This window comes from Rhodococcus sp. AB351, assembly GCF_049538275.1.
Classification (GTDB): domain Bacteria; phylum Actinomycetota; class Actinomycetes; order Mycobacteriales; family Mycobacteriaceae; genus Rhodococcus.
The window spans coordinates 324,634-343,359 of the sequence record NZ_JBMVFW010000004.1 but is presented as its reverse complement, the minus strand read 5'-3'; the positions used below and the strand labels follow the sequence as shown (position 1 = coordinate 343,359).

18 protein-coding genes are annotated in these 18,726 nt (G+C 68.5%); 10 read left to right on the top strand and 8 right to left on the bottom strand.

The genetic code is table 11. The annotated features are described in order from the left end of the window. Positions 1–44: 44 nt before the first annotated feature. Positions 45–1,277, top strand: coding sequence for an alpha/beta fold hydrolase (locus ACPCXD_RS12105; RefSeq protein WP_423659723.1), 1,233 nt, complete (start codon positions 45–47; stop codon positions 1,275–1,277). Positions 1,278–1,405: 128 nt separating this feature from the next. After that, the gene (locus ACPCXD_RS12100; protein ID WP_106201631.1) at positions 1,406–3,484 is read left to right on the top strand and encodes a PhoX family protein; all 2,079 of its coding nucleotides are present in this window, start codon (positions 1,406–1,408) and stop codon (positions 3,482–3,484) included. A gap of 62 nt (positions 3,485–3,546) precedes the next feature. On the opposite strand, the gene ggh is transcribed toward ACPCXD_RS12100, so the two are convergent. Continuing rightward, on the bottom strand, positions 3,547–4,884 hold the full coding sequence (gene ggh, locus ACPCXD_RS12095) for a glucosylglycerate hydrolase (protein WP_160877339.1): 1,338 nt from the start codon (positions 4,882–4,884) through the stop codon (positions 3,547–3,549). A gap of 119 nt (positions 4,885–5,003) precedes the next feature. Continuing rightward, positions 5,004–6,173 carry an LLM class flavin-dependent oxidoreductase gene (locus ACPCXD_RS12090; RefSeq protein WP_423659721.1) on the bottom strand — a complete coding sequence of 390 codons (1,170 nt, stop codon included), beginning with the start codon at positions 6,171–6,173 and terminating at the stop codon, positions 5,004–5,006. Positions 6,174–6,339: 166 nt separating this feature from the next. On the opposite strand from ACPCXD_RS12090, the gene ACPCXD_RS12085 reads away from it, so the two are divergent. Genes ACPCXD_RS12085 through ACPCXD_RS12075 form a run of 3 tightly spaced genes read left to right on the top strand, consistent with a single transcriptional unit; the run spans position 6,340 to position 9,630 of the window. After that, positions 6,340–7,656 carry an MFS transporter gene (locus ACPCXD_RS12085; RefSeq protein ID WP_423659719.1) on the top strand — a complete coding sequence of 439 codons (1,317 nt, stop codon included), beginning with the start codon at positions 6,340–6,342 and terminating at the stop codon, positions 7,654–7,656. Positions 7,657–7,690: 34 nt separating this feature from the next. Continuing rightward, positions 7,691–8,605 (top strand): spermidine synthase, encoded by a 915-nt coding sequence (locus ACPCXD_RS12080; RefSeq protein WP_106200941.1) that lies wholly within the window; start codon positions 7,691–7,693, stop codon positions 8,603–8,605. A gap of 44 nt (positions 8,606–8,649) precedes the next feature. Beyond that, a complete protein-coding gene (locus ACPCXD_RS12075) occupies positions 8,650–9,630 on the top strand; it encodes a pirin family protein (protein WP_088896924.1) in 981 nt (326 codons plus the stop codon). A 47-nt stretch (positions 9,631–9,677) separates the two neighbouring features. Here ACPCXD_RS12075 and ACPCXD_RS12070 read toward each other — a convergent pair whose 3' ends face one another. Next, on the bottom strand, positions 9,678–9,968 hold the full coding sequence (locus ACPCXD_RS12070; RefSeq protein WP_016694018.1) for a putative quinol monooxygenase: 291 nt from the start codon (positions 9,966–9,968) through the stop codon (positions 9,678–9,680). Between the two features lie 87 nt (positions 9,969–10,055). On the opposite strand from ACPCXD_RS12070, the gene ACPCXD_RS12065 reads away from it, so the two are divergent. Beyond that, positions 10,056–10,676: a class I SAM-dependent methyltransferase gene (locus ACPCXD_RS12065; RefSeq protein WP_026061529.1), complete on the top strand. Its 621-nt coding sequence runs from the start codon at positions 10,056–10,058 to the stop codon at positions 10,674–10,676. Positions 10,677–10,679: 3 nt separating this feature from the next. On the opposite strand, the gene ACPCXD_RS12060 is transcribed toward ACPCXD_RS12065, so the two are convergent. Continuing rightward, complete coding sequence (locus ACPCXD_RS12060; RefSeq protein WP_016694020.1) at positions 10,680–12,122, bottom strand: flavin-containing monooxygenase; 1,443 nt, start codon at positions 12,120–12,122, stop codon at positions 10,680–10,682. Between the two features lie 3 nt (positions 12,123–12,125). Continuing rightward, on the bottom strand, positions 12,126–13,136 hold the full coding sequence (locus ACPCXD_RS12055) for a PHP domain-containing protein (RefSeq protein WP_160877347.1): 1,011 nt from the start codon (positions 13,134–13,136) through the stop codon (positions 12,126–12,128). 40 nt (positions 13,137–13,176) lie between these two features. On the opposite strand from ACPCXD_RS12055, the gene ACPCXD_RS12050 reads away from it, so the two are divergent. Continuing rightward, positions 13,177–13,881, top strand: coding sequence for a SanA/YdcF family protein (locus ACPCXD_RS12050; RefSeq protein ID WP_088896921.1), 705 nt, complete (start codon positions 13,177–13,179; stop codon positions 13,879–13,881). A 10-nt stretch (positions 13,882–13,891) separates the two neighbouring features. After that, a complete protein-coding gene (locus ACPCXD_RS12045; protein ID WP_039584495.1) occupies positions 13,892–14,563 on the top strand; it encodes an SDR family oxidoreductase in 672 nt (223 codons plus the stop codon). A 38-nt stretch (positions 14,564–14,601) separates the two neighbouring features. On the opposite strand, the gene ACPCXD_RS12040 is transcribed toward ACPCXD_RS12045, so the two are convergent. Genes ACPCXD_RS12040 through ACPCXD_RS12030 form a run of 3 tightly spaced genes read right to left on the bottom strand, consistent with a single transcriptional unit; the run spans position 14,602 to position 17,060 of the window. Next, positions 14,602–15,660, bottom strand: a complete 1,059-nt coding sequence (locus ACPCXD_RS12040) for a DUF6777 domain-containing protein (RefSeq protein WP_423659715.1) — start codon at positions 15,658–15,660, stop codon at positions 14,602–14,604. 9 nt (positions 15,661–15,669) lie between these two features. Continuing rightward, entirely contained in the window at positions 15,670–16,677 is a 1,008-nt protein-coding gene (locus ACPCXD_RS12035; protein WP_160877538.1) for an alpha/beta fold hydrolase, read from the bottom strand. Next, complete coding sequence (locus ACPCXD_RS12030; RefSeq protein ID WP_016691032.1) at positions 16,677–17,060, bottom strand: nuclear transport factor 2 family protein; 384 nt, start codon at positions 17,058–17,060, stop codon at positions 16,677–16,679. Before ACPCXD_RS12030 ends, ACPCXD_RS12035 begins: the two co-directional genes overlap by 1 nt. Positions 17,061–17,203: 143 nt before the next feature. Between ACPCXD_RS12030 and ACPCXD_RS12025 the strand changes: the two genes are divergently transcribed. Both ACPCXD_RS12025 and ACPCXD_RS12020 read left to right on the top strand, forming a co-directional pair. Next, the gene (locus ACPCXD_RS12025) at positions 17,204–18,031 is read left to right on the top strand and encodes an alpha/beta hydrolase (protein ID WP_423659713.1); all 828 of its coding nucleotides are present in this window, start codon (positions 17,204–17,206) and stop codon (positions 18,029–18,031) included. Between the two features lie 64 nt (positions 18,032–18,095). Continuing rightward, on the top strand, positions 18,096–18,692 hold the full coding sequence (locus tag ACPCXD_RS12020) for a CsbD family protein (RefSeq protein ID WP_106200932.1): 597 nt from the start codon (positions 18,096–18,098) through the stop codon (positions 18,690–18,692). Positions 18,693–18,726 lie beyond the last annotated feature (34 nt).

Sequence of the window (18,726 nt, the reverse complement as noted above, 5' to 3'; positions counted from 1 at the left end):
CGGGCCCTGAACCGAGCACAGCACGTCGGTAGCATCGGTGGTGCATGTCGAACGCACCATGGCTACCGCCCTGCACCGCCGACGACTGGGACGACGGTCGTCGGTGGCGACGTCTCCGCGATACCCGCACCGGTCATCACTGGGTGCGATTCGGCCGGCTCCGCCGAGCCCTCGCACGCACGGCCGTCGCGGCGCTCCCGCTCGTCGCCCTGTTCACCCAGTACTGGGCATGGGACGTCGCGCCGGTCCGTGAGCGACTCGCTCTCACGCAGCCGCAACTGCATCCGATCCACGACGCGGCGTCGCGGGAGGACCGCGACACGGCGGTCGTCGACCTCGTGGGCCTGGGCAATCTCGACGCGACCGAGACCGCCACGGCACTGCCCGCGCTGAGCGAACTCGGGCAGGTGTGGGCGGTCGAGTACGACAACAGCGGTCTCGACACCGCCGTCGTCAGCCGCCTGATCCACGAGCGTGCGGCGTGGTCGGGGATCGAGAACATCGTGCTCACCGGGCACAGCATGGGCGGCATCATCGCCCTCGAGGTCGCCCAGCACCTGTACCAGGACACCGATCTCGAGGTGACCGGCGTGATCCTCGACTGCACCCCACTCGACCTGCATGCCGTGCGCGCCGACGCGCGCAGTGCCGGTGAGGACCTGTTGCGGTGGATCGGCTGGCTGCCCGGCGCGCGGGAGAGCCGCAGCATGCGCATGCTCGTCGAGGTGGTCGCCCGCATGGACCGTTTCGTACTCCCCTCGGACCGGTGGTACCGACGCATCGACACCGAGGAGTTGCGCGACGTCGCGGTCGAGGTGCTCAACGACAAGATCTTCTCCACCGACGCCGCGAGCAACGGGCTGATCGAATCGCAGTTCCGGGCGATCGTCGCATCCGGTGCGATCGACAACCTGCGGGCACTCGCCGACGAACGCGACGACAAAATCCGTCCCGCTGTGGTGTTCCTCCGGCCTCGGAACGCACTGTCCGACAACGTCGTCGACGTCGAGTACAGCCACCGGATCCTGATCGACCAGTCCGGCGGTGTCGACGGCACGCTGCTGGTGTCGAAACTCGACCGCACCGGCCACGCCAATCCCATCCAGGCTCCCGCCGAATACAACACGGCGATCACCGATCGGGTGGTGCCGTTCGTCGACGGCAGGCCCGGCGAGGTCGAGGACGAGGACGAGCAATCGCAGGACGGGGAGTTCTCCGATGTCGACCGTCCCGGTGTCCGGCCGATCGTGGATCTCGACCGCATCGCCCCGGGTTGACCTCGACCCGTTCTGTGACCGCCGTCTCACGTCCGCAGAATGCTCATCGGGTGTTCACCTTCTCGTTCCGTCCGACTCGCCTGGCGCTCCTACGGTTCCGGCGTCGAACCGATTCCGAGGAGAACGTTGTGGCCCGTAGAGTCCTGCCCTTGTTCGTCACGCACGACGGCATATCATCGCGCTCGAACATCACGTGCAAGTACAAGTGCGGGGATGCCTGTTCGCACGCCGTCCCGAACACCTCCGGCGGTGAATACTTCGGCGACATCGTGCGCGCCGCCGTCTCGCGTCGCGGGGTCCTGCGGGGCGGTGCCATGGCCGTGCTCGCCGTCGGCGCCGGTGGTGTCCTGACGGCCTGTGCGGACGATTCCGCCGCGGCCGCCGGCAGTGACGCCGCGGCGGCCGGTGATCTCGGACCGGCGCCCGACGGCACGAACTTCACGGCGGTCGCACCGAACACCGATGACGCGGTGACGGTTCCGGAAGGATACGAGAACGACGTCGTCATCCGCTGGGGCGATCCGGTGCTGCCCGATGCCCCGGCCTTCGACATCGGCAACCAGACGGCGACCGCGCAGGAGAAGCAGTTCGGGTTCAACAACGACTTCGCCGGCCTGCTCCCGGTGGACGGCCGACCCGACACCTACCTGCTCGTCGTCAATCACGAATACACCACCGAACCGTTCATGTTCGCCGACTACGACCCGGACGACCCCACCGAGGAACAGGTGCGCATCGGCATCGCCGGTCACGGGATGTCGGTCGTCCAGGTGAAGGGCGAACCCGGGACCGGCCGCCTGACACCGCAATTCGGCGAGTACAACCGTCGTATCACCGGAACCACCGAGTTCCTCCTCACCGGACCGGCCGCGGGCAGCGACCTGTTGAAGACCACCGCCGACCCGACGGGCACGCGGGTCGCGGGAACGTTCAACAACTGCGCCGGCGGGCTCACCCCGTGGGGCACCGTGCTGTCGGGCGAGGAGAATTTCGACCAGTACTTCGCCAACGCCGAGAGTGTGACCGACCCGGTCGCCGCCGAACGTCTCACCCGGTACGGACTCGAGGGCGCGGACACCGAACGGAAGTGGGAACGATTCGACCGGCGCTTCGACATCGCCACGGAACCCAACGAGGTCAACCGGTTCGGGTGGATCGTCGAGATCGATCCGTGGGATCCGAACTCGGTGCCCGTCAAGCACACCGCTCTGGGACGGTTCAAGCACGAAGCGGCCACCGTCCACATCACCGACGACGGCACCGTCGTGTCGTACAGCGGTGACGACGAACGCTTCGACTACATGTACAAGTTCGTCTCGTCGCGGAAGATGCAGCCCGGTAACTCACGAGCGGCGATGCGGCACAACATGACCCTGCTCGACGCCGGCACGCTGTACGTCGCGAAGCTCAGCGGTGACCATCCGGACGAGATCGACGGATCCGGAACACTTCCCGAGGCCGGCGAGTTCCGCGGCAGCGGCGAGTGGATCCCGCTGCTGCGCGCGAACGAGGACGGCAGCGCCGAGTCGCTGGTCGACGGCATGAACGCCGAGGAGGTCGCGGTGTTCACCCGCCTCGCCGGCGACCGGGTGGGGGCGACGAAGATGGATCGCCCCGAGGACTTCGAACCGAATCCGGTGACCGGCAAGGTCTACGTCGCCCTGACCAACAACACCAAGCGTGGTGTCGACGGCGCCGCCCCGGCCGACGAGGCGAATCCGCGCGAGAACAACAAGAACGGTCAGGTCCTCGAGATCGACGACGACCACGCGGGTACGTCCTTCACGTGGACGCTGCTGCTCGTGTGTGGGGACCCGAACGAGGCCGACACCTACTTCGGCGGCTTCGACAAGTCGCAGGTCAGCCCGATCTCGTGCCCCGACAACCTGGCCTTCGATTCCTACGGCAACCTGTGGATCTCCACCGACGGCAACGCACTCGGCTCCAACGACGGGTTGTTCAGCGTCGTCCTCGACGGACCGCGCCGCGGTGAGACGAAGCAGTTCCTCACCGTGCCGATCGGCGCCGAGACGTGCGGTCCGATCGTGCAGGACGGCCGGGTCGTGGTGTGCGTGCAGCATCCCGGGGAGACGGACGAGGCGTCGTGGGCGTCGCCGGCCTCGCACTGGCCCGACGGAGGCGACTCCCAGCCGCGTCCCGCCGTGGTCGCGGCATGGAAGTCGGACGGCGGACGCATCGGGGTCTGACGTCTTCGTGCGTGGTTCCGGTTGCGCTCACTACTGCGCTCGCTACCGGAACCACGCACGGCTCATCCGAGCCAGTCCAGTACCGCTGCGGCGGTCCACGACTGCTGCATGCTGCCGAGCGGGTCGCCGGTGAACGGCTCGTAGTACTCGGCGAAGGTGCCGTCGCTCGCCTGCCGGAGCCCTTCCGCGCGAAGCACGTTCGCCCGTTCGGCCCAACCGCGACGGGCGAACGCCCATGAGAACAGCCACGTCATCACGGGCCACACCGGCCCGCGCCAGTACTCGCGGGGACGGAAGTCGCCCGAGACGGGGGAGGTCGACGGCGGCACCGCATAGCGGAGATCCGGATGCCCGCAGAACTTCGGCCCTTCGAAGGTGCGCAGCAGCGCCCGCTCGGCCTGCCGGTCGAGACCACCGCACAGCAGCGGGGCGAACATCGCGAGAGTGTCGGTGGCGACCCACTTCCCGCTGCGCAGGTCGAAGTCCTTCGCCGCGCCCGTGCGCGGGTCGGTCGTGGCGATCACACCCTTCCGGAACCGCTCGGACCACGAATACAACTCGCGCACATCGGCATTGGGACGGGAATGTTCCTCACCGATGGTCGCGAGCACCTCGCACGAGAGCGAGAACACCGCGCTGACGAAGACGTCCTCGACCGCAAAGCTCATGGCCTTCGCGAGCACGCCGTCCTCGTAGCGCGCCGTCTTCATCTCCTCGAGCAGCCACAGATAGCGCGCGTACTCACGGTCGGTGGGTCGCTGGGTGGCGTCGGCGACGTGCTCGAGATCCTCACGATGGAAGGGCGGTACCGGACCGGCGACGACATTGGCGTATGCCGTATCCCAGCGCGGGGAGTTGTCCATACCCGACTCCCACCCGTGGTACAGCGCGATGCGGCCGTTGCCGTCGAGATCGCGCGCGTGCGCGAGCCAGCGGTGCCAGCGCACGAGATCCGCCCACCGGCGATCCAGGAACTCCTCGGCGACAGCACGTGTCGAACGACCGTGCCGCCGTGAATGCTCGAGGATGCGCTGCACGGCGATGGCGTGCACGGGAGGCTGTGTGATGCCCGAGGTCTGCACCTGCGCCGGTGCGTGCGCGGCCAGTTCGGACACCGCCCAACGTGCCGGGCCGGGGAAGTAGCCGTCGACACCGTTGGCGAAGACGATGTGCGGGATCATGCCGTTCTTCCACTGCGCCGAGAGCAGGGTGTCGAGTTCGACCACCGCCCGTTCGACACTCAGCGGCGCGAGCCCCACGGCGACGAACGCCGCATCCCAACTCCACATGTGTGGATAAAGCTTGGGAGCGGCACTCGTCATGGTGCCCAGGTCGTTCCCACGCAACAGGTACGCCGCGCGTGCGGCGAGCTGTGTGGGCGTGAATCCTCGGTCCGGCATGGCCCCATTCTCTGTGCTGCGGGCGGATCCGCACGACGAGGGCCGCAGCTGTAACAGCGCCGACACATTTCGTGCCGGCGCTGTGTCGAGCTGTGCTGTATCGAGCTGTCAGATGGTGATCAGTGCGCGGAGGGCAGGAAGGCCGTCGAACCCGACAGGTCGCCCGGGCGGTGGGAGGCCAGGGCGAGCAGGCCGCGACGCTCGAGGATCGGACGCACACCCTCACCGAAGCGGTAGGCCTCCTCGAGATGCGGGTAGCCCGACAGCACGAAGTGGTCGAGTCCGATCTCGGCGTACTCGGCGATGCGGTCGGCGACCTCCTCGTGGGAACCCACGAGCGCGGTGCCCGCGCCACCGCGGACGAGTCCGACGCCTGCCCACAGGTTGGGGGAGACCTCGAGGCTGCGGGCGTCCTTGCTCGCAGCGTAGGCGCTGCCGCCGCCGTGCAGCTCGACCATCCGGCGCTGCCCCTCGGAACCGGAACGGGCCAGGCTCTGCTGAGCCTTCTCGATCGTCGCGGGGTCGAGTGCGGAGAGCAGACGATCGGCCTCGGCCCACGCCTCCTCGGAGGTGTCGCGGCTGATGACGTGCAGGCGGATGCCGTAGTCGAGGGTGCGGCCCTGGATGTCGGCGAGGCCGCGGATCCACGCGATCTTGTCGGCGACGGCGGCCGGCGGTTCACCCCACGTGAGGTAGGTGTCGCAGAACTGCGACGCGACGGTGCCGGCAGCGGGGGAGGATCCGCCGAAGAAGAGCGGCGGCACCGGATCGGGGATGCGCTGGAGCTGGGCGTTCTCGACCTGGATGTACTCGCCCTTGAAGTCGACCGGGCCGTTGCCCGCCCACAGGCGCTTGATCACGTCGAGGTACTCGCCGCAGCGTGCGTAGCGCTGGTTCTTGTCGAGGAAGTCGCCGAAGGTGCGCTGTTCGTGGTCCTCACCGCCGGTGACGACGTTGAGCAGCAGACGTCCCTGCGACTGCCACTGGAAGGTCGCGGCCATCTGCGCGGCCAGCGTGGGGCTGATGAGCCCGGGGCGCAGCGCGACGAGGAACTCGAGGGTCTCGGTGGTGTCGATCAGCATCGCCGTCGTCAGCCACGCGTCCTCACACCACGCGCCGGTGGGGGTGAGGACCGATTCGAATCCGCTCGACTCCGCGGCGGCGGCGATCTGGTTCAGGTAGCGCAGCGTCGCCGGCCGATCGCCCGACATCGAACTGCCGTGGCCCCCTGCCATCAGGTTTCGCGAGTCGCCGTAGGTGGGCAGGAACCAGTGCATATGCAGAGACAAGACGAAGTCCTCGAGTCGACGACAGGCAAGCGTGACATCCAGGAGAACAGCCGCCGAGGGGTCCCGGCAACATTTGCAATCAGCATGATCGGAACCCGTGCGTGAATGCGTCGGGCGTGGTTAGCGTCGCCGGGTTGCACGCTGTCCACCACCGGGAATCGAGTCCATGACCACGCTGTCACAGCCCAGTTCCGCACCCGAGTCCGATCTCGATCGCCGCAGGAGACTACGCACCGTGGTCGCGGCGAGCCTGCTCGGCACCACGGTGGAGTGGTACGACTTCTTCCTCTACGCGACGGCTGCGAGCCTGGTGTTCAACCAGCTGTTCTTCCCGGACCAGAGTTCGTTCGTCGGCACGATGCTGGCCTTCGCGACCTTCGCGGTGGGCTTCGTGGTCCGCCCCATCGGCGGTGTCGTCTTCGGCCACATCGGTGACCGGATCGGACGCAAGAAGACCCTCGCGCTGACGATGTTCATCATGGGCGTCGCCACCGCGCTGATGGGCCTTCTGCCCACCCACGCGCAGGTGGGTGTGGTCGCGCCGATCCTGCTGCTCCTGCTGCGCATTCTGCAGGGCTTCGCCCTCGGTGGCGAATGGGCCGGGGCCGTGCTGCTCGCCGTCGAGCACAGCCCGGGGAAGAAGCGCGGTCTGTTCGGCAGCATCCCGCAGGTCGGCCTCGCGCTCGGTCTCGCGTTGGGCACCGCGGTGTTCGCGGCGCTGCAGGTGATCTTCGACGAGCAGCAGTTCCTGTCGTACGGCTGGCGGATCGCGTTCCTGCTCAGCCTCGTACTCGTCGCCGTCGGTTTCGTCGTGCGCCTGAAGGTCGACGAGACCCCGGCCTTCCGCGAGGTGCAGGAGCTCGCGAAGAAGTCGTCGGCGCCGCTCGTGGACGTCTTCCGGACCGGCGTGCGTCGCAGCACCGTTCTCGGTCTGCTGTCGCGGTGGGGTGAGGGCGCGGCGTTCAACACGTGGGGCGTCTTCGCCATCACCTACGCTACCAAGGACCTCGACTTCGAGAAGGTGCCGGTGCTCCTCGTCGTCACCCTCGCCGCGCTGGTCATGGCCGTGCTGCTCCCGGTGTCGGGCACCCTGGTCGACCGGTTCGGTGCGAAGCAGGTCTACACCGTCGGCATCGCCGCCTACGGCATCGCGGTGTTCCCGACCTTCGCCCTGTTCGGCACGAACAACCTGTTCTGGTTCGCCGTGGCGATGATCCTCGTGTTCGGCGTCGTCCACGCCCTGTTCTACGGCGCGCAGGGAACGCTGTACGCGAGCCTGTACCCGGCGGAGATCCGCTACACGGGCCTGTCGGTCGTCTACCAGTTCTCCGGCATCTACGCGTCGGGCATCACCCCGATGATCCTCACCGCGCTCATCGCCGTGGCCGGCGGTCCGTGGCTCGCCTGCGGCTATCTCGTCCTCACGTCCGTGATCAGCGTCGTTGCGACCTCGATGATGTGCAGGGAGGACCTCCACCTCTGATCGGAGGTGACGGAGCCGGTACTAGGCTCGTCGTATGAGCAGGCAACGAGGTGGCCGCGCCGCATCGTCGCCGCGCAAGGAGAAGACCGGTACACCGGGCGGCCCGGTCGAGGGGCTCTACGACATCGACACGGGCACGTGCGAGCTCGTCAAGGACCGCTATCTCGCCGACGGATGGGTACTCGAGATCAACGGGGTGCCCAGCTCGCACATCGATCTGAGCGACCCGGCCCTGCTCGAGTTCGAGTACATGCGGTGGATCGCGATGCTCGTCGAGAGCAGGTTCGAACGCGACTCGCGACTGCGCGTGCTGCACCTCGGTGGGGGTGCGTGCACGATGGCACGCTACTTCGCCGCGGTCTACCCCGACGCGCGGCAGGTGGTCGTCGAGATCGACGGTCGCCTCGCCGAACTCGTCCGCCACTGGTTCGACCTGCCCCGCGCCCCGTTGCTGCGCATCCGGGTGGGGGAGGCCCGCCAGGTCCTCACCTCGCTCTCCGATGCGAGCCGCGACGTGATCGTGCGGGATGTCTTCGCCTACAACCGCACTCCCGTCGCACTCACGACCCTCCAGTTCACGCAGCACGCGCGGCGCGTGCTCGCGCCCGGTGGCGTCTACGTCGTCAACTGCGGCGACTTCCGCGACCTGGCCGTCGCGAAACGTGAGGCCGCGACGATCGGTGAGGTCTTCGAGCACACCGTGATCATCGCCGACCCCGCGATGCTCAAGGGTCGTCGCTACGGCAACGTCGTCATCGCCGGCAGCGACCTGCCGCTCGGCGACTCCCCGGCCCTGGCCCGCGACCTGCTCGGCGGGGCCGTCCCCGCACAGATCAAGTTGGGTGACCAGGTGGGGAAGTTCGCCGCCGGGGCGCGGGTCCTGGACGACAGCGAGGCCACTACACCGCCCGGAACAAAGAGCACGGGCACGGAGTTGCACGGGGCATGACGTCAGCAGCCCCTACTCCGGTACTCCAGGTCTTCCGGCTCGGTATGCCCTGGCAGACGATCGATCCGTTCCTGTTCGTCGCGCACCATGTCGACGCGTATCCGGCGGGTAACGACGAGCTCGGACCCGACGCGTCGCTCGACGGCCGCCCGCTCGGCCAGGACTTCGGCAACCCGGCGGGCTGGAGCATGTACCACGGCACCACCGTCCCGGGATTCCCCGGTCATCCGCACCGCGGCTTCGAGACGGTGACCTTCGTGCGCTCGGGTTTCGTCGACCACTCCGATTCGGTGGGTGCGGCGGCGCGTTTCGGTGAGGGTGACACGCAGTGGCTCACCGCCGGCAACGGGGTCGTCCACAGCGAGATGTTCCCTCTGCTGAACAAGGATTCGGACAATCCCCTCGAACTGTTCCAGATCTGGTTGAACCTGCCTGCAGAGTCGAAGACCGTCGACCCGCACTTCTCGATGCTGTGGAACGAGGACACCCCCACCGTGACGGTGACGGACGAGGACGGGCGCACCGTCTCCGTCCGCGTCATCGCCGGTGAACTCGACGGCGCGACTCCGCCGCCGCCCCCGCCGAATTCGTGGGCGTCCCGACCCGGCACCGATGTGGCGATCTGGAACATCGACCTGTCGTCCGGTGCGCGCTGGGAACTGCCGGCCGCGCGCGATGAGCAGACGCAACGGGTCCTGTACGTGTACAACGGTTCCCCCGTGCGGATCGGTGACCGGACGATCGAGTCCGGGCACGGGGTCGTCGTCGACGCGTCGGTGCCGGTGCACCTCACCGGTGGCGACGAGGGCACGCAGATCCTGATGCTGCAGGGTCGCCCGATCGGCGAACCCGTCGTCTCGTACGGCCCGTTCGTGCTCAACGACGAGGCGGGTGTCCGGCAGGCGTTCGAGGATTACCGTCGCACCGGTTTCGGTGGATGGCCGTGGGACAGCGACGGTCCCGTGCACGACCGCGACGCCGGCCGGTTCGCGCGGTATCCCGACGAGCAGCTCGAACAACGCTGACCGCGTGCGAAGATCCTGTCGATCTCCGGCAGGATCTGCGACGAGAACTACTCGTTCGACGGCTGCACGTCCGGGACGAGGTACTCCGAGACCTCCATCGACCGGATCTCCCGGGCCTGATCGTCGTCGGGTCCGCTGCCGCGGAAGTCGTCGAGCTGTGCCCGTGACTCCCACCGTTCGTAGATGCAGACGCGGTCGGGTTCGATCAGGTCCGCGGTGACAGCGAAGTCGAGGCAGCCCGGCGCTCTGCGGGCGGCCTCGACGACGGACCTGCAGGTCGCCAGATAGAACTCACGCCTGTCGGCGTCGACGGTGAGATGTCCTGCGACGATGATCATGAATCCCCTCCCGTGGTCACTGCCTCGTGGTGGGTAGGACCTGCGAACGCGGTCGAACTCATCGCGACACCGTCGTACCATGCCGGAGTGACCCAGCCCGGATACGACGCCCTCGCGGATCTGTACGTCGAGCTGTTCCCCGATCCGTACCTGACGCCCCTCGAACGCCACACCGTCGCCGCCTTCGCCGAAATGGTGCGGCAGAGCCCGGTGCAGGGCGTCGTGCTGGATGTGGGTTGCGGACCCGGATACGTAGCCGCGGACCTCGCCGAACGCGGACTCGACGTGATCGGCCTCGATCCCAGCACCGAGATGCTGCGCATCGCGCGCGGCGCACACTCCGCGCTGCGATTCGTCCGGGACGATGCACGACTCGGGTCCGACGAACTCCGCGAAGTGGTTCCGAGCGCGATCATCGCGCGGTGCAGCCTCATCCATGTTCCGCCGTCCGAGATCCCCGGGATCCTCGACGGGTGGGCGGAGCGGATTCCGTCCGGCGGCGTGGTGCTCGTCGCGGGCCAGACCACCGACACCCCCGGCGAAGTGATCGAGTTCGACCACGCGGTGGCGCCGGCGTGGCGATGGCACCCGGATCGTCTCGCCACGGCGTTGTCCGATGCCGGATTCGACGAGGTGTGGCGGACGGTCAGCCGCCCCGACGCCGACCATCGCTTCCCCGACGTCCACCTGGCGGCGCGCCGGCGCTGACGGTCAGGGTGTGAACTGCATCGATTCGTCGATACGTCCGAGCCGCATGGTGGGCAGGTCGAGGAGATAGTTCTGCCGCATCAGCCACGGGCTGCGCGAACCCTGCTTGGGCAGAGCACCTTCCGCGCGGTGGATGTAACCGGAGTCGAGACCGAGCAGTGGACGGGTGCGGCCGTCGCCCGAATATCGCGGCATCGCCGAGCGGTAACCGTTACGGCGCATGTACCGCAGCAACCGGCACACGTAGAGGGACGCGAGATCGGCACGCAGGGTCCACGACGCGTTGGTGTAGCCGAGGCACATCGCGGCATTGGGCAGGCCGTCGAGCATCATGCCGCGGTAGATGAACCGGGTGGACAGGTCGATCTTCTCCCCGTCGACGACGAACTCGATTCCGCCGGCGGGCACCAGTTGCAGACCCGTTGCGGGGATCAGGATCTCGGCCTCGAGTTCGCGACCGGACTCGAGGCGGACACTCTTCTCGGTGACGGTGTCGATCCGGTCGGTGACGATCTCGGCCTTCCCTGCGCGCAGGGTGCGGAACAGATCGGAGTCGGGGACCACGCACAGTCGCTGATCCCACGGGTCGTAGCGCGGTGAGAAATGGGGATCGACCGGGATCCTGCCGCGCAGACGACGTTCGGTGAGGGTGCGCAGCACGCGTTTCGCGGCGGAGGGGAACCGCTGGCAGAACTGGTAGAAGCCGAGATTGACGATGACGTTCTTCGTCCGCACCGCGCGGTGGGCCGGCTTGTCGGGCAACAGGCGTCGTATCCGCGTCGCGATCGGGTCGCGCGCGGGCAGCGACATCACGTAGGTGGGGGAGCGCTGCAGCATCGTCACGTGCTCGGCCTTCTCCGCGAGTGCGGGCACGAGCGTGACGGCCGTGGCGCCACTGCCGATCACCACGATCTTCTTCCCCTCGTAGTCGAGGTCGTCGGGCCAGAACTGCGGATGCACGATCGTGCCCGCGAAGTCCTGCAGGCCCGGGATGTCGGGGAGATAACCGGACTCGTAGCTGTAGTAGCCGCTGCAGAGGTAGAGGAAGGAACAGGACATCTCCACCGTGCCCTGCCCGGTCGAGGCACGCACCGTCCACCGGGCGTCCTCCGACGACCACGATGCATCGATCACCTTGTGACCGAACCGGATCCGCCGGTCGATACCGAATTCGGCAGCGGTGTCGCGGATGTACTGCAGGATGTCGGGGCCGTCGGCGATGGACTTCTCACCCCGCCACGGGCGGAACGGGAATCCGAGCGTGTACATGTCGCTGTCCGATCGGATCCCGGGATAGCGGAACAGATCCCACGTACCACCGATCGCGTCGCGACTCTCGAGGATGGCGTACCCGAGATCCGGGCACTGCGTCTGCAACCGGTAGCCGGCATCGATGCCGGACAGTCCGGCTCCCACGATCAGTACGTCGACGTGTTCCACGCGCATCCCCTACCTGTCGGTCCACGCCAGCAGGTCGTCGACCTCCCAGGTGTTGATCACCTGTTCGGGTTCGACACCCCGCTCGACGGCACGTTCGCAACCGTACCCGAGCCAGTCGAGCTGCCCGGGTGCGTGCGCATCGGTGTCGATGGAGAACAGGCAGCCCGTCTCGAGCGCGAGGTCGATGAGACGCGACGGCGGGTCGCGGCGTTCGGGCCGGCAGTTGATCTCGACGGCGGTGTCGTGGTCGCGACACGCGGCGAAGACCTTCTCGGCGTCGAACTTCGATTCCGGACGACTTCCGCGACCTCCGGCGACGAGACGGCCGGTGCAGTGCCCGAGGACGTCGACGTGGGGATTCGCCGCCGCACGCAGCATGCGTTTCGTCATCGCCGACCGGTCGGCCCGCAGGTTCGAGTGCACGCTCGCGACGACGACGTCGAGTTCGGCGAGCAGTCCTTCGTCCTGGTCGAGTGACCCGTCGTCGAGGATGTCGACCTCGATACCCGTGAGAATCCTTGCACCACTGCTGTTCTCGTTGATGTCCGCGACGATGGCGAGCTGCGAGCGCAACCGTTCCGCGGTGAGGCCGTTCGCGACCTTCAGGCGAGGGGAGTGGTCGGTGAGGGCGAAGTACTCGTGCCCGATCATCGTCGACGCGACGCGGTGCATTTCGTCGATGGGGCTGCCGCCGTCGGACCAGTTCGAGTGGGTGTGCAGGTCGCCGCGCAGGGACTCGAGCAGGTCGCGGCCGCCGCGGCCGATCGGGTCGGCCTCCTCGCGCAACTGCTCGAGATAGGCGGGCACTCCGTCGAACGACTCCCGGACGACGGTCGCGGTCTTCTTCCCGACACCCGGCAGATCGGTCCACGAGTCGGTCTTCCGCAGCACCTCCCGCTTGTGGTCGCTCACCTCGGCGAGCACCTCCGCCGCGCGACGATAGGCCTGCACGCGGTAGGTGTCGGCGTGTTCGCGTTCGAGCCAGAAGGCGACTTCGCGGAGTGCGTCGACGGGGTCCACCCCTCCATTGTGGCCGCCGGGCGTCCGTAATCTGGGACGCATGCTCGAATCCGTCCGGTCGTCGTCCCCCCTCGGTGCGGTCTCCGCACTGGTCGTCGGTGCCGTGTCCGCGCTGACACTCGTCTCCGCCCGCGTGGCGTCGGAGGCGAAGGACCTCATGTACGAGGTGGACGACGCGCCGCCCGCCCCGGTGGTGATCGTGCCGGGCGCGCGGGTGCACGAGGGCCGTCCGATGCGGGTGCTCCGCAGCCGCCTCGACGTCGCGGTTGCGTTGATGGAGCGGGGACGGGTGCAGGCCGTGCTCGTCTCGGGCGACGGGGCCGGAACCTCGGGCGACGAGATCGAGGCGATGATCGCGTATCTCGTCGAGCAGGGCGTGAACCGGGAACGGATCGTCGCCGACCCGTACGGTCTCGACACCTACGACACCGCCCGGCGTGCCGTCGCCACCTACGGCGTGCGGCAGGCACTGATCACGACCCAGGCCTTCCACCTTCCGCGCGCAGTGGCGTTGTGCCGGCGGGCGGGCATCGACATCGCCGGAGTCCGCGCCGCGAACGACGTGCGACTGCGCACGCGGCTGAGGAATCTGGCACGCGAGTACGTGCTGTCGCGCCCCAAGGCGTTCCTCGAACTCCGGTTCCCGCGCGACCCCGCGGTGGAGACCCCGCCGGACGACCGGCTCGCCGAGATCCTGGCCGGTCTCGAGCACGGTGCGGTGGCCGCCCCACCGTCTGCTTCCTAGGCTCGTGATCATGCGCCCCACAGCTCTCGTCACCGGAGGGGGTCGCGGTCTCGGTGCCGCGATCGCCCACGAACTCGCTCCCACCCACGATCTGCTCCTCGGCGGCCGGCGTCGCGAGTCGCTCGACGCGATCCTCGAGGAACTACCCGACGCCACGCCGTGGCCCGTGGACCTGCTCGACCACGACGCCGTCGCCGCGGCCGCCGCCGACATCGACCGGCTCGACGTCCTCGTCCACAACGCGGGCGTCGCCGAACTGGGCACGATCGCCGACAGCGAGCCCCGGCAGTGGCGCGAGACGTTCGAGGCGAACGTCGTCGCCGTCGTCGCCCTGACGCAGGTGCTACTGCCGGCCCTGCGCGCGGCGAACGGCCACGTGGTGCTCATCAACTCGGGGGCGGGTCTGCGTGCTCGCCCCGGGTGGGGTGCCTATGCCGCGAGCAAGTTCGCCCTGCGGGCGTTCGGCGACGCACTGCGCGAGGAGGAACCCGCGCTGCGGGTCACCTCGATCCACCCGGGCCGGATCGACACCGACATGCAACGCGCGATCGTCGCGTCGGAAGGCCGCGAGTACGACCCGTCGCAGTTCCTCAGCCCCGGCACGGTGGCGCGCGCGGTGCGGCAGGTCGTCGAGGCGCCGGTCGACGCCCACCCCACCGAGGTCGTTCTGCGTCCTCGCTGACGACTCGGAACGGCTGACGGCTCGGAACGGCTGACGGCTCAGAACGGCAGCGGAATCACTACCGGGGGAGCGCCTGGGATCTGGATCTGGATCTGCGGAGGCGGAGGCGCGGGAGCCCGCGGCGCCGGCGGGGGTGCCGGTGCCGGTGCCGGCGCAGGAGCGGGTTCCGGAGCCGGCGGTGGTGGCGGCGGTTCCGGAGCGGGCGGAGGCGGAGGCGGTGGTGGTTCCGGGGGAGGAGGCGGCGGCGGTGCCGCGGCTTCCGGCACGGGATCGCGCCGCGGCGCGGGAACGGGTACCTGCAGCGCCTCGGTCTCGGGGCGGGACTCCTCCGTGGTCTCCGGTGCGGCCGGAGCCGAGGTCTTCGGCAGGGCCTCACCGACCGGCACGGGGACCATCGCACCGGTCGTGATGTCGACGACCTCCAACTCCCGCACGGCAGTCGCGGCGGGCTGGACGACGAACATCCGCTCGGCGTTCAGTCCGGGCCATTTCGGGCCTTCGAGTTCGTCGTTGCCGGTGAGCACCGGCGCGGACAACGGATTACCGCGCACGCACCGCACGCGCGGAACACCGAGTTCGTCGACGAGGACGATCGTGCCGCGCTCGAGCAGCGACTGCACGGGCCGCGCGGCACCGTCGCGGTACTCGTGCATGGTCACCCGGGTGTCGGCGCGCAACAGGACCGCCGTGAGGGTGTCGGTGTACCCGCGGATGTCGGGCACGCCGAGGACACCGCGCCACGCCTCGGCCTTGGCCGGGTCCTCCTCCAGATGAAGGATGAGTCCTTCGCGGTCGCACAGGGGCCGGTCGAGACTGCCCCCGTAGAGGGCCGGCCGGTCACCGGGGACGGCCGGGGTCCCGGCGGTCGCGGTGACCGGGTCGCCGCCGTCCTCGACGACTTCGGGAGGTGGGGGCGGCACCGCGACCGGCACCTGCGGCGGCACGAGACGCGGCGTCCACGGGTCGTCCTGGGCGGTGGCGACATGCAGTTGCACGGGCGTCGTCGTCTCGACCGAACCGCCCGACGAGCAGGCACCCGCCACCAGTGCCGTCAGGGCGAGTGCCAGACCGAATCCACGAACCGTGTCGCTGGCCACGCCGTCATGCTAGGTCGATGATCGCCGGTGAAAGTGCTGTTCGGCGGTTCTCGTCGGTATCCGGATCCCGGAGAGGAAACGCAGGAGGAGGTCGTTCACCTCGTCGCGACGTTCCATCTGTACGAAATGCCCCGCGCCCTCGAGCAGGTGGACACCGCGCAGATCGGGGACGAAGGCACGCATCCGTTCGAGCGCCGACGACCCCGACATCGCGACGACAGGATCCCGGTCGCCGGCCACGAACAGCGTCGGTACCTGCACCTTCGCGCCCTCGTAGGGACGCGACGCCTCCCAGTTCGCGTCGTAGGCGCGGTACCAGGACAGACCCCCGCCGAATCCGGTGCGGGCGAACTCGGCCGCGTAGTGCGCGAGTTCGTCGTCGTCGAGCCAGTCCCACGGCAGCTCGGGAGCGGTGGGCAGCACGTCGAGATATCCGCGTCCCTCGGACGGATGCGACCACACGTCGAGATAGCGGTATCCGCCCGACAGCGCGAAGAACAGCCGCTGCAGGAACTCGCGCGGGCGGGGATCGAGTTCCGCCTCCGCGACCCCCGGTTCCTGGAAGTAGTGGAGGTGGAGGAAATGCTTGTCGGCGAGACCGCGGAAGATCTCGCTGGGTCGTGCCGGCATCCGATCGGGCGAGTAGGGCACGGCGAGCAGGACGAGACCGGCGACGCGATCCGGATGTCGCAGCGCCGTCGTCCACGCGACGGGCGCACCGAAGTCGTGACCGACGACGATCGCGCTGTCGATCCCGAGGACGTCGAGCAGCCGGACGAGGCGATCGGCGACCGCGACGTTCGTGTACTCCTCGACCTCCCGGGGCCGGTCGGTGCGGCCGTAACCGGGCATGTCCGGGGCGACGGCACGGTATCCGGCGTCGACGAGCGGCGCGAACTGGTGCCGGTAGCTGTACCCCAGGCCGGGGAATCCGTGGCACATGACGACCGCGGGCCCGTCACCCCGATCGTCGATGTTCCACGTGAAACCATCGACCTCGACGATGCGGCTGCCCATCAGGAAGCGGGGACGGTCTGCATGTCCTCCTGGCTCCAGAACGCCCTCATGCTCGTGATCCTCGCGTCGTCGTCGAAGGTCATCACGTCGACGACCTCCATGACCAGATCCTGCTCACCCAGGTGCGTGACCAGGCGGAACACGAAAGCCGCGTTGTTCTCCGCGATCTTGAGGGTGATCACCTCACCGGTCTGCGCGAGCGGTTCGACCACTCCGTAGAACTCGCGGATCTCGGCCTCGGTGGCGCGGACCGGCGTGCCGACCGGATCCTCGACGGTCGCGCCCGGCGCGTACAGAGCGAGGACGTCGTCGACGGTGCCCGAGGCAACGGACTTCACGTAGTTCTCGACGGTGGCGCGGATCGCGTCCCGACTCGGTGCCATGAGGTCTCCTTCGTTCGAATCTGGAACACGTTTCACTTCGACGGTAGTGGGCCGGATCCGCGGATGCACTCGCGATTCCCACTCGGAAGACCCCGCGTCGGAGGACGATGACATCGCCATCACCCGGAACGATCGGAGACCCGATGATCGACGCTGTCGCCTTCACCCTCGACGGACACGCCGGCGCCCTCGCAGCGCGCACATGGGTCGGCGAGACCCCGCGCTACGTGGCGTTGCTGTGCCACGGCTACGGCGAGCACTGCGGACGCTACGAATACGTGGCCGCGCGCCTCGTCGCCGACGGCGCCGCCGTCTACGCGGTGGACCACATCGGTCACGGCCTCAGCGACGGCGAACGCGTCCTCATCGACGACTTCGAGAAGGTGGTCGACGACTTCCGCCTGCTCGATCTCACGGCGCGACGCGAGCATCCCGACCTGCCGGTCGTGCTCGTCGGACACTCGATGGGCGGCATGATCGCCGCCCGGTACGCGCAGCGATACGGCTCGGAACTGGCCGCGGTCGTCCTGTCCGGCCCGGTCCTCGGCAGATGGGCGGCGGTCGACGCCCTGCTCACGGCCGAGGAGATCCCGGACACCCCCATCGATCCGTCCACCCTCTCCCGTGATCCCGAGGTGGGTCGCGCCTACGTGGCCGACCCGCTCGTCTGGCACGGCCCGTTCAAGCGCACCACCGTGCAGGCGCTGAAGACCTGCATCGACACGATCACCGCCGCCGGTGCCGTCGACGACGTGCCCGTGCTGTGGCTCCACGGTGAGGACGATCGGCTGGTTCCCCTCGACGGCACCGCCACCGGATGGTCGTCGCTGGCAGGTCGCGGGTCGTCGTCGAAGACCTATCCCGAGGCACGGCACGAGATCTTCAACGAGACGAATCGGGACGAGGTCCTGGGCGATGTCGTCGACTTCGTCGGCACCCATATGCACCCTCTCGAGACTCTCGAGGATTGAAGCCGACCGCGCCTGGCTACCCCAAGCCATGGGGCCGTCCCCTTCGTGTCCCGTACGGAAGGAGATGACCGTGGTCGAAGACAGCCCATCCGACAGGGCTCGCCCTGGCCCGGCCGACAAGGCACGCCTCGGGTTGAAGCAGACGGTGTTCGGCAAGGCAAAGGAGGTCGCCGGCGCTCTGACCGGCAACGATTCCCTCACCGCCGAAGGCCGACTCGAGCAGGAGCAGGCCCGGCAGACCAGGAAGGCCGACACCCTCTCGCACATGGCCGAGGCCGAGAGCGACGAGGCGGTCGAGCAGCTCGACGCCGTCCGCGAGGCCGGACAGCAGGAACGCGAGACCGTGCAGCAGCGGACCGACGCCGTCGAGACGCAGGCCGAGCGGGAGGCACGGGTCCGCAAACAGGCCGCCGACCTCGAATGTCAGGAGAACATCGTCCGAGGGCGGTCCGACGCCGTCCGCGATGCCACAGCCGCCGAGCAGCAGGCACGCCGTGAGGAGAACGACCAGGTCACGGATGCCGCGGCAGAGGTCGCGGCCGCCGACGAGGACCACCGACGCGCCTCCCACGACGCCGAACGTGCACGCCTGCAGGCCGAGGAGGAACGCCGCAAGGCCGAAGCCCTCGAACGCACGCTGACCGACGAGCCGGATCGCTGACGAACACCACCGACATTCCCTACCGGAGCTGTAC

What these genes read in the sequence shown, in the direction of transcription:
- ACPCXD_RS12105 (WP_423659723.1), top strand. Translation starts at nt 45, where the DNA reads ATGTCGAACGCACCATGGCTACCGCCCTGCACCGCCGACGACTGGGAC.
- ggh (WP_160877339.1), bottom strand. Translation starts at nt 4,884, where the DNA reads ATGCCGGACCGAGGATTCACGCCCACACAGCTCGCCGCACGCGCGGCG.
- ACPCXD_RS12085 (WP_423659719.1), top strand. Translation starts at nt 6,340, where the DNA reads ATGACCACGCTGTCACAGCCCAGTTCCGCACCCGAGTCCGATCTCGAT.
- ACPCXD_RS12080 (WP_106200941.1), top strand. Translation starts at nt 7,691, where the DNA reads ATGAGCAGGCAACGAGGTGGCCGCGCCGCATCGTCGCCGCGCAAGGAG.
- ACPCXD_RS12075 (WP_088896924.1), top strand. Translation starts at nt 8,650, where the DNA reads ATGCCCTGGCAGACGATCGATCCGTTCCTGTTCGTCGCGCACCATGTC.
- ACPCXD_RS12070 (WP_016694018.1), bottom strand. Translation starts at nt 9,968, where the DNA reads ATGATCATCGTCGCAGGACATCTCACCGTCGACGCCGACAGGCGTGAG.
- ACPCXD_RS12060 (WP_016694020.1), bottom strand. Translation starts at nt 12,122, where the DNA reads ATGCGCGTGGAACACGTCGACGTACTGATCGTGGGAGCCGGACTGTCC.
- ACPCXD_RS12050 (WP_088896921.1), top strand. Translation starts at nt 13,177, where the DNA reads ATGCTCGAATCCGTCCGGTCGTCGTCCCCCCTCGGTGCGGTCTCCGCA.
- ACPCXD_RS12045 (WP_039584495.1), top strand. Translation starts at nt 13,892, where the DNA reads ATGCGCCCCACAGCTCTCGTCACCGGAGGGGGTCGCGGTCTCGGTGCC.
- ACPCXD_RS12035 (WP_160877538.1), bottom strand. Translation starts at nt 16,677, where the DNA reads ATGGGCAGCCGCATCGTCGAGGTCGATGGTTTCACGTGGAACATCGAC.
- ACPCXD_RS12030 (WP_016691032.1), bottom strand. Translation starts at nt 17,060, where the DNA reads ATGGCACCGAGTCGGGACGCGATCCGCGCCACCGTCGAGAACTACGTG.
- ACPCXD_RS12025 (WP_423659713.1), top strand. Translation starts at nt 17,204, where the DNA reads ATGATCGACGCTGTCGCCTTCACCCTCGACGGACACGCCGGCGCCCTC.
- ACPCXD_RS12020 (WP_106200932.1), top strand. Translation starts at nt 18,096, where the DNA reads ATGACCGTGGTCGAAGACAGCCCATCCGACAGGGCTCGCCCTGGCCCG.